12 protein-coding genes are annotated in these 13,868 nt (G+C 69.6%); 3 read left to right on the forward strand and 9 right to left on the reverse strand.

From position 1 onward, the window contains the following. Positions 1-39 precede the first annotated feature (39 nt). The 9 genes from mraY to GPX89_RS33605 form a co-directional block, all read right to left on the reverse strand. Entirely contained in the window at positions 40-1,116 is a 1,077-nt protein-coding gene (gene mraY, locus GPX89_RS33565; RefSeq protein ID WP_157391744.1) for a phospho-N-acetylmuramoyl-pentapeptide-transferase, read from the reverse strand. Beyond that, positions 1,113-2,606: a UDP-N-acetylmuramoyl-tripeptide--D-alanyl-D-alanine ligase gene (locus GPX89_RS33570; RefSeq protein ID WP_157391745.1), complete on the reverse strand. Its 1,494-nt coding sequence runs from the start codon at positions 2,604-2,606 to the stop codon at positions 1,113-1,115. The genes mraY and GPX89_RS33570 overlap by 4 nt, the downstream gene beginning before the upstream one ends. Continuing rightward, positions 2,603-4,264: a UDP-N-acetylmuramoyl-L-alanyl-D-glutamate--2,6-diaminopimelate ligase gene (locus tag GPX89_RS33575; protein WP_157391746.1), complete on the reverse strand. Its 1,662-nt coding sequence runs from the start codon at positions 4,262-4,264 to the stop codon at positions 2,603-2,605. The genes GPX89_RS33570 and GPX89_RS33575 overlap by 4 nt, the downstream gene beginning before the upstream one ends. Positions 4,265-4,405: 141 nt before the next feature. Further along, positions 4,406-6,364, reverse strand: a complete 1,959-nt coding sequence (locus tag GPX89_RS33580; protein ID WP_157391747.1) for a peptidoglycan D,D-transpeptidase FtsI family protein — start codon at positions 6,362-6,364, stop codon at positions 4,406-4,408. A 28-nt stretch (positions 6,365-6,392) separates the two neighbouring features. Further along, positions 6,393-7,073: a hypothetical protein gene (locus GPX89_RS33585; RefSeq protein ID WP_157391748.1), complete on the reverse strand. Its 681-nt coding sequence runs from the start codon at positions 7,071-7,073 to the stop codon at positions 6,393-6,395. A 124-nt stretch (positions 7,074-7,197) separates the two neighbouring features. Continuing rightward, positions 7,198-8,214: a 16S rRNA (cytosine(1402)-N(4))-methyltransferase RsmH gene (rsmH, locus tag GPX89_RS33590; protein ID WP_157391749.1), complete on the reverse strand. Its 1,017-nt coding sequence runs from the start codon at positions 8,212-8,214 to the stop codon at positions 7,198-7,200. 165 nt (positions 8,215-8,379) lie between these two features. Next, positions 8,380-8,811, reverse strand: a complete 432-nt coding sequence (gene mraZ, locus GPX89_RS33595) for a division/cell wall cluster transcriptional repressor MraZ (protein ID WP_157391750.1) — start codon at positions 8,809-8,811, stop codon at positions 8,380-8,382. A 438-nt stretch (positions 8,812-9,249) separates the two neighbouring features. Then, positions 9,250-9,675 carry a DUF3040 domain-containing protein gene (locus tag GPX89_RS33600; RefSeq protein ID WP_328602606.1) on the reverse strand — a complete coding sequence of 142 codons (426 nt, stop codon included), beginning with the start codon at positions 9,673-9,675 and terminating at the stop codon, positions 9,250-9,252. 125 nt (positions 9,676-9,800) lie between these two features. Beyond that, a complete protein-coding gene (locus tag GPX89_RS33605) occupies positions 9,801-10,241 on the reverse strand; it encodes an SAV_6107 family HEPN domain-containing protein (protein WP_157391751.1) in 441 nt (146 codons plus the stop codon). Positions 10,242-10,407: 166 nt separating this feature from the next. Here GPX89_RS33605 and GPX89_RS33610 point away from each other — a divergent pair, with 166 nt between their 5' ends. The 3 genes from GPX89_RS33610 to GPX89_RS33620 all read left to right on the forward strand — a co-directional run bounded on the left by GPX89_RS33610 (position 10,408) and on the right by GPX89_RS33620 (position 13,773). After that, entirely contained in the window at positions 10,408-11,037 is a 630-nt protein-coding gene (locus GPX89_RS33610) for a GNAT family N-acetyltransferase (RefSeq protein WP_157391752.1), read from the forward strand. Further along, on the forward strand, positions 11,034-12,647 hold the full coding sequence (locus tag GPX89_RS33615; protein WP_198347732.1) for a phytoene desaturase family protein: 1,614 nt from the start codon (positions 11,034-11,036) through the stop codon (positions 12,645-12,647). Before GPX89_RS33610 ends, GPX89_RS33615 begins: the two co-directional genes overlap by 4 nt. Before the next feature lie 307 nt (positions 12,648-12,954). After that, positions 12,955-13,773, forward strand: coding sequence for a carotenoid biosynthesis protein (locus GPX89_RS33620; protein WP_157391753.1), 819 nt, complete (start codon positions 12,955-12,957; stop codon positions 13,771-13,773). Positions 13,774-13,868: the final 95 nt, after the last annotated feature.

Here is a 13,868-nt window from a genome sequence, read left to right on the forward strand (position 1 = left end):
GAACGCAGGACCCTCGGAGAATGTTCGGACATTGCTCACTCACCCTGCCGCAGAGAGGTATTCGCTGTAGAACAGGCCCAGTCCGATCGCCGAGGCCATACCGGCCAGCAACCAGAACCGGATGATCACCGAGGTTTCGGCCCACCCGCTCAGCTCGAAATGGTGATGGAACGGAGCCATCTTGAACAGGCGGTTGCGCGTGGTGCGGAAGACCGCCACCTGCAGCACCACCGACGCGGCCTCGGCCACGAACAGCGCGCCGATCACGACCATGAGCAGCTCGGTGCGGGTGGTGATGGACAGGCCCGCGAGCAGACCGCCCAGCATCAGCGAACCGGTGTCGCCCATGAAGATCTTGGCGGGCGCGGCATTCCACCACAGGAAGCCGATGCAGGCCGCGCCGCCCGCGGCGCACACCAGGGCCAGATCCAGCGGGTCGCGCACGTTGTAGCAGCCCGCCACCGCGTGCGAGGAGCAGGCATTGCGCCACTGCCAGAAGGTGATGATCATGTACGCGCCCAGCACCAGGGACATGGAACCGGCCGCCAGGCCGTCCAGGCCGTCGGTCAGGTTGACCGCGTTGGACCAGGCCACCACCAGCACGCACACCCAGGCCAGGAAGATCACCACGGCCATCGACACCGTATTGATGTCGCGGGTGTAGGACAGGTGCTTGTCGGCGGGCGTGAGGCCGTGCATATTGCGGAACTGCAGGGCCAGCACGCCGAACACGACCGCCGAGGTGAGCTGGCCGATGTACTTGCCGGCCGCGGTCAGGCCCAGGTTGCGCTGCTTGCGCAGCTTGATCAGGTCGTCGAGGAAGCCGACGAAGCCCAGCGCGGTGGCCAGGCCCATGACCAGCAGGCCCGAGGCCGAGGGGCCGGGCTCGCCGTAGGTCATGGAGATCAGGTGCGAGCCGAGGTAGCCGGCCCACATGCCGATGATGATGGCGACGCCGCCCATGGTGGGGGTGCCGCGCTTGGCCTTGTGGCTCTCCGGGCCGTCGACCCGGATCTCCTGGCCGAAGCCCTGTTTGGCGAAGTAGCGGATCACCACGGGGGTCAGCAGGATGGAGACGGCCAGCGCGATGGCCGCCGACAACAGGATCTGTGTCATCGCGCGGCCTCCTCGGCAGTACCCGCCCGGCCGATCAGATGTTCGGCGACAGTCCACAGGCCCGCGGAGTTCGAACCCTTCACCAGCACCACGGCACCGGGCTCCAATTCCTCGTCGAGCAGTTCGATGGCCGCGGCGGCGTCGGGCACGTGGATGGCCTCCTCGCCCCAGGAACCCTCCTGCACCGCGCCCTGGAACATGGCGCGCACGGGACGGCCCTGGCCGACGACGATCAGCCGGTCCACATCCAGCCGGACCACGAGGCGGCCGATCTTGTCGTGCTCGAGCACGGATTCCTCACCGAGCTCGGCCATTTCGCCGAGCACCGCCCAGCTGGCGCGGGGTTCGGTTCCCGCCTTGGACATGGTGACCAGCGCCTTGAGAGCAGCGCGCACCGAATCCGGGTTGGCGTTGTAGGAGTCGTTGACGACGGTGACGCCGTCCGTGCCGGTGCGCACATCCATGCGGCGGCCGGACACGGCGGTCGCACCGGAGAGCGCCTCGGCCACGGTGGCGAGGTTCGCGCCCGCGTCCAGGGCGACAGCGGCTGCGGAAAGCGCGTTGCCGACCTGGTGCTCGCCGTGCACGGCGAGCCGAACGTCGATGGATTCGCCCCTGGCGTGCAAGGTGAACCGGGCGCGGGCGTGCTCGTCGAGGACCACGTCGGTGGCGCGCACGTCGGCATTGGCGGCCTGGCCGACGGTGACCACGCGGGCCTGCGTGCGCTCGGCCATCTTGGCGACCAAGTGGTCGTCGGCGTTCAGCACAGCCAGGCCGGACGCCGGAAGCGCCTCCACGAGTTCACCTTTGGCCTGCGCGATCACCTCGCGGCTGCCGAACTCGCCCAGGTGCGCGGTGCCGACATTGAGCACGACGCCCACGCTCGGCGGGGCGATCTCGGTGAGCGCCTTGATGTGTCCCGGGCCGCGAGCGGACAGCTCGAGCACCAGGAAGCGGGTGTCGACGTCGGCGCGCAGGGCCGTCCACGGGTGGCCGAGCTCGTTGTTGAACGAACCGGGCGGCGCCACAACGGGTCCCAGCGGGGCCAGCGTCGCGGCGATCAGGTCTTTGGTGGAGGTCTTGCCCGAGGAACCGGTCACGCCGACCACGGTCAGCGTGCCGTTCCGTACCAGGCGATCCACGCTCACGCGGGCGAGCTTGGCCAGCGCGTCCAGCACCGCCGCACCCGAGCCGTCGGTGTCGTGGGCGAGCGCGAGGGCGCGCGTGTTCCCGGGGCGGGGCGGCACCACGATGGCGGGCACCCCGACCGGCCGGGCGGCCAGCACCGCGACCGCACCGCGCGCCACGGCCTGCGCCGCGAAGTCGTGGCCGTCGGCGCGCTCACCCGGCAGCGCCAGGAACAGGTCACCGGAACCGATACGGCGCGAATCGAATTCGGCCGAGCCGGTGACCTTCGCCTCGGGGTCCGGGGCGTCGTGCAGCGTACCGCCGACCACCTCCGCGAGCTCCCGCAAAGTCATCTCGATCATGAATGCGTCAGGTCCCTCGTCTTTTCCGACAGGGCGGCCGCGAGTACCTCGCGGTCGTCGAACGGATGCTTCACGCCTGAAATCTCCTGCCCTGTCTCATGTCCCTTGCCCGCGATCAGCAGCACGTCGCCGGGCTCGGCCCAGGCGACGGCGGCCTTGATCGCGGCCGCCCGGTCCCCAACCTCCCGGACCTCACCGCGTTCCGCCTCCGGTACCTGTTCGGCACCGGCGAGCACCGCGGCGCGGATGGCCGCCGGGTCCTCGCTGCGCGGATTGTCGTCGGTAATGATGGCCAGGTCGCTGCCGCGCGCCGCCGCCGCACCCATCAAGGGCCGCTTTGCCGTATCGCGATCACCGCCCGCGCCCACCACTACCGCCAGACGCCCCTCCCCCTGTTCGGCCAACCACGTGCGCAAGGTCGCCACGACCGATTCGATCGCGGCGGGCTTGTGCGCGTAATCGACCACGGCCAGAAACTCCTGGCCCTCATCCACCCGCTGCATGCGGCCCGGGACATCGACGTCCCCGAGCGCCACAGCGGCAGCCTCCGCCTCGACTCCCGCCGCCACGCACACCGCGACGGCCAGCAGCCCGTTGGCGATGTTGTACGTGCCCGGAAGCCGCAGGCGCACATCCACATTGACACCGGGGCCCATCGCGATGAACTCCTGGGTGCCGCCCGGTCCGGCGGTGATGCCGTCGGCCCGCCAATCGGCCTGCACGCCACCGCGAATCGCGACGGTCCGCAGCCGGGAGCCGTCGCGGTCGGCGGCGATGTCGGCGGCGATCTCCGCGGCCAGGCGTTCGCCCCACTCGTCGTCGACGCAGACCACCGACCGCTGCGCCGCCACCGACGGACGCGCCGAGCCGGCGGAATCCGGGCCGTCCGGAATGAACAGGCGGCGCTTGGCGGCGAAGTAGTCCTCGAAGTCGGAGTGGAAGTCGAGGTGGTCCTGGGACAGGTTGGTGAACGCGCCCACCGTGAAGTGCACCCCGTCCACCCGGCCCAGCGCCAGGGCGTGACTGGAGACCTCCATGACCACGGCGTCGACGTCCCGCTCGACCATGAGCGCGAACATGGCGTGCAGCTGCGGGGCCTCGGGGGTGGTCAGCGCCGAGGGCACCCGGACGCCGCCGATGCGGGTCTCGATGGTGCCGATGAGCGCGGTGCGCAGTCCCGCGGCGGCCAGCCCGGCCTCCACCAGATACGAGGTGGTGGTTTTGCCGGAAGTGCCGGTGATGCCGACGATGCGGAGTTTGCGAGACGGGTCACCGTAAAGGGCCGAGGACAACTCGCCGAGAATCGCGCGCGGCGCGTCGTGCACCAGCACCGGGACGCCGATCTCGCCGATCAGCTCGGCGCCCGCCGGGTCGGTGAGCACCGCGACCGCGCCCCGCTCGACCGCATCGCGGGCGAAGCGGGCGCCGTGCGCGTGCGCACCGGCCAATCCGGCGAAAAGATCGCCCGGCTGAACCGCATTCGACCGCTGCTCGATCCCGGTGACCTGCACATTATCGAGATCCGCTCCCGATCCGGCGGGGCGCGCGCCCGTGAGTTCCTCCACCTGACGCAAGCTGGTCGCTGCGGGGGCAGCGGGCCGAAGCACCTGCGGGCTGGACTGCGCGGGCACGAAGCTCCTCTCCGGGGTGACTGTCATATGCAGAAATCGTTCCGGCTGACCGGATCGACGTGTCAGGTTACCTGTGTTCGATCGCCACGCGATCGGCACGTTGTAGTTAGGTCACCCGCCGGTGCACGCTCCGGCTGCGGTGTGCGTCACCACCATCGATTCCCTGCTCTAACTCGCTTGCAAAACCAGCTGTTTGGCGGGCGGCGACGGCGGGATCCGGTCCCGCTGCAGCAGCCACGAGGCGATGCTGTGGAACAGCGGCGCGGCCGAACCGCCGCCGCTGCCGTCGGAACTGCGCACCGGCGCGTCCAGCATCATGCCGATCACATAGCGCGGATTGTCGGCGGGGGCCATGCCCGCGAAGGTGATCCAGTAACGATCGCTGGAGTAGCAATGGCACTTGGGGTCGACCTGCTGGGCAGTGCCGGTCTTGCCCGCGATCTGGTAGCCCTCGATGGCGGCCGGGACGCCGGTGCCACCCTGGTTGCCGCCGTGCGGGTCCTTCTGCACCACGGCCTCGAACATCTGCCGCAGCGTCTGCGCGGTCCGCGGGCTCACCACCTTGATCCCCTCCGGCTGCTCCTCCTCGGTGCGGGTGCCGTCGGGCGCGATCCTGGCCTTCACGATGCGCGGCGGTATCCGCACCCCGTCGTTGGCGACGGCCTGATACATGGCGGTCATCTGCAGGGTGGTCATCGAAAGACCCTGGCCGATGGGCAGGTTCGCGAAGGTGGAGCCGGACCACTGATCCCGCGCGGGCAGCACGCCCGCGCTCTCGCCGGGCAGGCCGACGCCGGTGCGCTGGCCGACGCCGAACCGCTTGACCATGTCGTACCAGCGGTCCTCGCCGACGCGCTGAGCCAGCATGAGCGTGCCCACGTTCGAGGACTTACCGAAGACGCCGGTGGTGGTGTACGGCGCGTTGCCGTGCACCCAGGCGTCGTGCACGGTGACGCCACCCATATTGATGGCGCCCGGAACATCGAGCACCTCATCGGGTGTGGTCACGCCGTATTCGATGGCCGCGGCCGCGGTCACGATCTTGTTCACCGAGCCCGGCTCGAAGACCTGCTGCACCGACGGGTTGCCCAGATCGGTGGTGGACCAGGTGGTCGGGTCCATCGCCGGATTGAAGGTGTTGTCGTTGGCCATGGCCAGCACCTGGCCGGTGTGCACGTCCAGCACCACCGCCGACGCCGCGCCCGCGCCCGAGAGGTCCTTGGCCTGCTGCACCTGCTGCTGCACGTAGTACTGCAGATCCGAATCCAGGGTGAGCTCCACACCCGAACCGTTGACCGCGGGGTGGCGATCGCGCCACGAACCCGGGATGACCGCGCCGTCGGAACCGCGGTCGTAGGTGAGCGAGCCGTCGGTGCCGGCGAGCTGGGCATCCATCGAGGATTCCAGGCCGATCTGCCCGTGCCCGTCCCAGCCGGTCGCGCCGATCACATTGGCGGCCAACGATCCACCGGGATACTGGCGCATGTCCTGCCGTTCCTGCCCGACCTCGGGGAACTTCAGGGCGATGTCCGCGGCGATGCGCGGGTCCACATTGCGGGCCAGGTAGACGAACGGCTCGTCGCTCTTCAGCTGGGCCAGAATGTCCTTCTCCGGCGCGGCGTTACCGAGCTTCTCGTGCATGTACTTGGCGATGGCCGTCAGCCGGTCGTCCGGATTCGGCGCGGTCTTCGGATTCTTCTCGTAGGCGTCCGCGAGCTCCTTGCGCACGCGCACCGGTTGGAAGTTCAGTTGCTTGGCCGCGATGGTGAACGCCAGCGACTTCCCGTAGCGGTCCGTGATCGCACCCCGGGTGGCGGGATCGGCCACGGTCGTCGACCGCTGACTCGCCGCCTCCGCCGACAGCTTCGGCGCGGAAACGCTCTGCACCCACAGCAATTGGATGGCCGCCACGGCGAGCGCCACCAGCATGACCAGCCGGCCCACCCCGAACCGGAATCGCGTACTCGAGTCCAGCCCCGGAGCGGGCCGCGGTCTGGACTGGCGTCCGGGCCCCGATCCCGCCCGGCCCGACCCGGTCCGGTTGCGCGCGGTTGTGGCGCGGCCCCGGCCGGAATCCGATCGGCCCCGGTTGGATTCGCGCCCGCGCCCCGCGCGGGTAGGACTCATGAAGCGGTTCCGTTCGCTCGGGTGTCTGTCACCTCGGCGCTCCGTTCGCCTGGACCTGCGGGTTCTGCGGCGTCGGAATCGGCGCTGCCGGAGCAGGATTGGCCGCCGTGGTGGTCGGCACGGCGGGCGGGGCCGGGGTGGTCGTCACCGGGACCACGCGGTCGGCTTGCGGCTGGCCCGGTTTGGGGGGCTGGACCGGGGCCGACGGGGTGGTGTTCAGCGGCGGGGCGGGCGCGCCCTGGGCGGGCTGCGGGTTGCCGACCACGATGACCTGACCGTCGGGGCCGATGAGCAGGCGAGCCGGGTCCTTGGCGGGGATCATGCCGAGTTCGGCGGCGCGCTGGGCCAATTCGGGCGCCGAGTCGGCGGCGGCGACCTCGCGCTGCAGGGCGTCGCGTTCGTCGGACAGCTTCTGGTTGGCGCGGCGCTGATCGCCGAGCTGGTAGGAGTCCTCGGTGGCGCGGGTGGTGAGCAACAGGGTCAGGGCCAGACCACAGCCCAGCAGGGCGATGATGGTGGCCACGAAGGACATGCGGCCGCGCGAGATCGAATCGCTGCGCCGGCCGCGGCGCATGCCGGGCACCTCGGCCCCGCCGCCCTCCCGATTGCGCCGCTTGGCGTAGGCGCGTTGCGCCGCACCTGATTTCACGCGTTCGGCGGCCTGCACCCGGCGAGCCCCCCGGCCCGCCGCCTGCTTCTGGATCGTCATAGGGCGACCCCGATCCAGCGGATACCCGCTTCCCGCCGACCCTCGTGGAACCTCACCGAGTCTCTCGGGGCATGAGCGGAGCCCTCCATGGTTACGCTCCGCTGCCGCCTCCGGGCTTGACCACTCATGCCCTGTTGTCCTCCCCTGCGATCCGTTCCGCCGCCCGCATGCGCACCGGCGCCGCGCGCGGGTTGTCCTCGATCTCCTGCTCGGTCGCCTTCTCCGCGCCGCGGGTCAGAATCTTGAATTCCGGTCCCATGCCGGGCAGCTCGACCGGCAGGTCCAGCGGTGTGCGCGAGGCCGACCGCTTGGCCAGCTCGGTCTTCACCACCCGGTCCTCGAGGGACTGGTAGCTCATGACCACGATCCGCCCGCCCGGAGCGAGCGCGTCCAACGCGGCGGGCAGGGCCGCCTCCAGCGATTCCAGCTCCCGGTTCACCTCCACCCGCAGCGCCTGGAAGGTGCGCTTGGCGGGATGCCCGCCGGTGCGCCGGGCCGCGGCGGGAATGGTGTCGTAGAGCAGTTCCACCAGCTGGGCGCTGGTGGTGAACGGGGTGCGCTGGCGACGCCGCACCACCTCGGAGGCGATCTTGCCCGCGAAGCGTTCCTCGCCATAGATTTTCAGAACCCGCGCCAGCTCGCCGTGGCTGTAGGTATTGAGCACGTCGGCGGCGGTGGGGCCGGTGCTGGAGTCCATCCGCATGTCCAGGGGCGCGTCGATGGAGTAGGCGAAGCCGCGCTCGGCCTCGTCCAGCTGCATGGAGGACACACCCAAGTCCATCAGGATCGCGTTGACCGAGGACTTCTCGGGCAGTCCGGCTTGTTCGAGTGCGTAGGCGATACCGTCATACCTGGTGTGCACCAGGGTGATCCGGTCCTGGAACGGGGATAGTCGCTCCCCCGCCAGCTTCAGCGCCGCGGTGTCGCGATCGAGGCCGACCAGCCGGATATTCGGATAGGTCTGCAGGAAGTGCTCGGCGTGACCACCGAGGCCGAGGGTGCAGTCCAGGTAGACCGCGCCGTCGGAATGCAGTGCGGGACCGAGGATTTCATCGGCGCGATGCAGGAGAACCGGAACATGGCGGGGGCCGTCACTGCCTCGGTGCACCTGGACCTCCCGAATTTCCTGCCTCACGTTCATTCGCACGGCCACCAGGGTCGCTGACGATGGTGGCCTTTTCAAAAACGACCTTCGAAGGTAGGCGAATGCCCCGTGGTCTCTGACCGAAGCACCGCACCTGGCGTTGGGGAAGTACGTCAGGGTCGGCGTCGGGCAGAGGCCGCAGGGCACTCGCCACGCTGCGGGCTAGAAGATCCCGCCCAGCGACTCGTCTCTGGCCTGCGAGTAGTCCTCCTCGTGCTCGGCGAGGTAGGAATCCCACGCCGTCTTGTCCCATATCTCGAGGAAGTCGACCGAGCCGATCACCACGCAATCCTTGGACAGATTGGCGTAGCGGCGGTGTTCGGCCGACAGCATGATCCGGCCCTGTGCGTCCGGACGTTGCTCATCGGAGGAAGCCGCCAAGGCCCGGACGAATGCACGGGCCTGCGGGTTGGATCGGGATGCGGCCGCCGCTCTCCGCGCGAGCGCGGTGAACTCGTCCTTGGGATACACGGCAAGGCTGTGGTCTTGTCCCTTCGTGACCATCAACCCTCCCGCCAAATCGTCCCGAAACTTCGCAGGCAACGTCAGTCGCCCTTTGTCGTCCAACCGAGGGGTATAGGTACCGAGAAACAAGCCTCGACACCTCCTGCCGGATCACCCTCTCGACTGTTCGGCCTCCTGTAGTGCGGGCTCCACATTACCCCACTTTCCCCCACTTTCAATCGAAAGCGTCGGTGATCTCGGTCCCCGGTTGGCGAACTTCGCAGGTCACACCAGCTATCACCGCGGTGGGGAAGATTTCGCGCAGTTCCCCCGACACGCGCGACGCGCGCCGGCGAGCACCCGACAACCGCCAGCAAACCCGCAGATAGCGGGCATACCAGGCGGCTGTGGGGCGGGGTGGGGAGCACCCGTGGGGAGGTGTGGGGAATCCGGGGAACAGCCCGACACGCCCAGACCGCACCTACGCAAAACGCCGTGGCGCCACACCCGAAATCGGTCTGGCGCCACGGCGTGTCGTGAGCTTTTCAGTTAGTCGATCTTGATCCCGGCGAACGGGACCGCGACCGGTCAACTACCTTCTTCGAACCTCTTGCGGAAGCGGTCCTCCATCCGAGCGGAGAACCCGCCCGGCTTGCGCTGCTTACCGCGGTTGGCACTGGGCGCGCCACCCGCACTGGGATGCGCGTCACTGGCGCGGCTCGCCGATCCACCCATACGAGGGCCACCGATCAGCAACAACACGCCCGCCGCGAACATGACGACGAACCCGACCAGACTGATGATCGGGAAGCCGCCCGGCTTGAACGGCGCGGCAATACCTGCCACCAATAGAAACAGACCGAGGGCGAACAAGGCGGCCGCCTGAAGTCTGCGTCGACCGGTGGCAGAACGTAACCGTCCACCCCGAACAGTCGAGGCGAACTTCGGATCCTCAGCATAGAGCGCGCTCTCGATCTGTTCGAGCATGCGCTGCTCGTGCTCGGAGAGTGGCACGGTACCTCCCCCGGCACTAGGTGGTGGCTGTCGCCTCCGGGTAGACGACGGATAGCCGACCTTGGCGGCTGTCTGCCCCCAATAATACGAGTTCGATCAGACCGCGACCACCTACTCGCCGATACTCACGCCAGCATTCCCGTTACCCACCCTGAACTGGGGCGCAGCCGGGCCGCCGCAGCCAGCAGATCCTCGACGTCGTGCAGGAATGCGCCTACCCGCGAAGCGAACTCGTCGGCGCGGGCATGATCAACCGGCCTCGGCAAGCCCGCTTCGAGGGCCGCGCGGGTCTCGGACTGCCCTGTGAAGTAGTCGGCCCACATCACGAATTCCGGTGCCGCGCGCTGCATCAGGACCCAGGCGTTGCGAGAACGCGCGCGGGGCGCGCGGTCTGCGCCCGTGAGGGCGAGCACAGCGCCGGCCCCGCGTAGGGCCGCGAGGTATGCGGTGCGGAAGCGCTCGGCCGGATCGGACTCCCCCTGCGCCGCCATCAACAACCCGTCGGCCTTGCGCAGTAGGTCGCCGGCGCGACCGGGATGGCCCGGTCGATCAGTTTTCCCGCTCATTTCGGGTACCTCCCCACTCGTCCACCCGATCGACGGAAAGATCGAACAGGTATTCGAAGGTTTCTCTTGGGCTTGAATATAGAGAGACCCACCGACAAGTTGAGCCGCCCGCCGTGGCGCTACTGTCGATCCATCTGTCCGCGCCCACGGAGAGTTGCCCCAGCCGATGACCGCAGTCACCCCCAAACCGACACCCGCGCCCGTCGTGGTCGACCTGTCGGCCGCGACCCTGCGGCACCGGCTGCACGACGCCCTCGCGGTCTACGTGGCGGCCATGGATTACCCGCGCGGCACCGAACATCAGCGCGCTCCCATGTGGACCGAGCACACCACCCGCCCCGGCTGGCAGGCCGTGGCCGCGGTGCTGCCCGACGACGACGGGCGGCTGGACCTGCGCACCGCGCCCATCGTGGCCATCGCCTACGGGTATCACGGTGCGCCGCACCAGTGGTGGCATCAGCAGGTGTACAGCGGCATGCGGCGTACCGGCTGGCCCGAACACGCGGCGCGGGAACTGCTTTCGGATTACTTCGAACTCACCGAGTTACACGTGCACCCGGCCGCGCAGGGGCGCGGGCTCGGGGAGATCCTGCTCACCCGGCTGCTGCAGAACCGGCCCGAGCGCACCGTGCTGCTGTCCACGCCCGAGGTGGACCGGGAGGAGAACCGGGCCTGGAAGCTGTATCGGCGGCAGGGGTTCGGGGATGTGGTGCGGCACTTCATCTTCTCCGGCGACACCCGCCGCTTCGCGGTGCTCGGGCGGCGGCTGCCGCTGCTCCCGGACCTGGCGCGGTGAGCGAGGCCGACGGAGCCCGGACCATCGCGATCGTCGGTTCCGGGCACAATGCGCTGGTCGCGGCCTGTTATCTGGCGCGGGCCGGGCATCGGGTGGAGGTGCTCGAACGGGATACCGTACTGGGCGGGGCTGTTTCCACTGTCGAGCGTTTTCCCGGGCACCAGGTCGATCGCGGTTCGTCGGCGCACATCATGATCCGGCACACCGGAATCATCGAGGAGCTGGAGCTGGCCCGGTTCGGGCTGCGGTACATCGACTGCGATCCCTGGGCATTCGCGCCCGCGCCGCCGGGAACGGAGCTGCCGCCCATCGTCTTCCACCGCGACCTGGATCGGACCTGCGCGTCCATCGCCGCCGCGTGCGGTGAGCGCGATGCCGAGGCGTATCGGCGGTTCGCGACGGTGTGGGGTCCGCGCAGCGTGCGGGTGATGCGGGCGTTCTCGGGGACCGCGACGGGCGGGCACCTGCTGAAGTCGTTCTGGGGCATGGATCCCCGCGAAGCCGCCGGGGCGACCGGGCGCGCCAGCGGCGGGGCCCTGTCCCGGGAGATGATGCAGAGCGGAGACGCGCTGCTGGACAGCCTGTTCGACAGTGAGCGGTTGAAGGCGGCGCTGGCCTGGTTCGGCGCGCAGTCCGGGCCGCCCATGTCCGAACCCGGCTCCGCGCCCATGGTGGGATTCGCCGCGCTCATGCACATCCTGCCGCCCGGACGCGCGGTCGGCGGCAGCGGCGCGTTGAGCGCGGCCCTGGTGGAGCGGCTGCAGTCCGATGGCGGCACGGTCAGCGCCGGCGACGCGGTCACCGCGCTGACCAGGGTCGGCGACGGCTGGCAGGTGCGCACCGAGAGCGGCCGGAACGTGCTCGCGGACACCGTCATCGCGGGCTGCCACATCCTCACCACGCTGAACCTGCTGGAGCAGGGCGGATTCGACGCCGGGGTGCTCGCCGACTGGCGACGCCGGATCCGGGTCGGCCCCGGCATCGGCATGGTGGTGCGCGCCGCGACCACCGCCCTCCCCCGCTATCCGGGCGCCGAATCCGCCGAATCCGCCCACGGCTTGCAGCTTCTCGTCACCGACCGCCGCGAGCTGCGCCGCGCCCACGGCGCCGCGCTGGCCGGTGACCTGCCGCCGCGGCCGGTGGTGCTGGCCATGAGCTTCAGCGCTCTGGACCCGAGCCTCGCGCCGGCGGGCGAACACCAGCTCACCCTCTGGTCGCAGTGGCACCCCTACGACCTGGCCGACGGAACCAGCTGGTCCGATCACGCCGACCGCGAGGCCGACCGGATCATCGCCGAAGTCGACGCCCACGCACCGGGATTCACCGACACGGTGACCCAGCGCTACGTCCAGACCCCCGCCGACCTGGAACGCGAGATGGGCCTGCTGGGCGGCAATGTCATGCACGTCGAGATGTCCATCGACCAGATGTTCATGTGGCGGCCGTTGCCGGAACTGGCGGGCCAGCGTGTGCCCGGTGCACCCGGCCTCTACCTCACCGGCGCGTCCACCCACCCCGGTGGCGGCGTGTCCGGCGCGAGCGGCCGCAGCGCGGCCCGCCTGGTGGAGAGCGATTCACGCCCTCGCCGCCTGTTCCGGCCACGGCGATGACGGATCGCCCGCTATCCGGCGCGAAGGACGGTCCATCGGGTACGCAGCAATCCTCCGCACACGGTCCGCATCACCGGATCGGCGCCGTGGCCCCGCCGATGTACTCGAACGCCCGCCTCATCTCGTCGAAAGCGGTGGCGCAGCGGCGTTGGCCTATGCCGGAATCCGCGCACGCCGCGAAACGGTCCACCAGGGACGCGCCGAGTAGGAGGATCGCGCCTCGGCGGTGGCCGCGTGACTCGTTCGGAGTCGGCCACATCGATATACGCGGTGGCCGATGACCATTGGTTCGAGGCGGCCGTACGCTATGTCCGCTCGACGAGCCGCGGCGCTCGCGGCGGCGCCCGCGATTGTGCTGGTGCTGGTGCAGATCACGTATCCGCTGACGCACGGTGCCGGGCGGGATCGGGTGACCGTGGTGGTCGTGTTGGTTTCGGCGGGTACGGCTTTGGTGCACGCCGGGATCACGCGAGGGATGCTGTGGGCCACCGGGTTGCTGGTGATTCTTTCGGGCATCGGGTTGGCAGCGGAGGTGCTCGGGACCGCGACAGGGTTTCCGTTCGGTTGCTATGCCTATGCGAGCGGGCGGCTGGGGCCGGCGTTGATGGGGGTGCCCCTGGTCGTGCCGCTGGCGTGGACGGGTGGGCTCTATCCGGTGTGGACCGTGGCGGGGATCGTGAGTCACGGTGCGATGGGGCGGCTTTCGCCTGGAGTGACGCGGGTTGCGCTGACCGCGGTGGGGGCGGTGGGGTGGGATTTGTTTCTGGATCCGCAGATGGTGGCCGATGGGCAGTGGGCGTGGCGCTCGGGGGTTGCGGGATTGCCGGGGCTGGGGCGGATTCCGGTGACGAACTATGCGGGGTGGTTCGTGGTGGCGCTGGTGATGGCGGGGTTGCTGGAGTGGTGGGATCGCAGGGGCGCGGACAGCGGTGCGGCGCGGATCGTTCCGGTCGCGGTGTTCGTGTGGACGTGGCTGGGGTCGACGCTGGCGCACGCGGTGTTCCTGGGGCTGCCGGTCTCGGCGGTGTACGGGTTCTGCGGGCTCGGTGTGCTGGGCTTTCCGCTGCTTCGAGAGCTGAACGCCCGTCGAATCACCCTGGGGCCCCGGCCGCATGGCACGATGTGAGCCGTGCAGCCGAGTCCCAACATGTCGACAGCAGAGGAAACGTCCGAGCCTGTCTCCCCGAAAGGCCACCCGATCAGGCGGCCGCGCCGGTGGGT

The organism is Nocardia terrae (assembly GCF_009760405.1).
Classification (GTDB): domain Bacteria; phylum Actinomycetota; class Actinomycetes; order Mycobacteriales; family Mycobacteriaceae; genus Nocardia; species Nocardia terrae.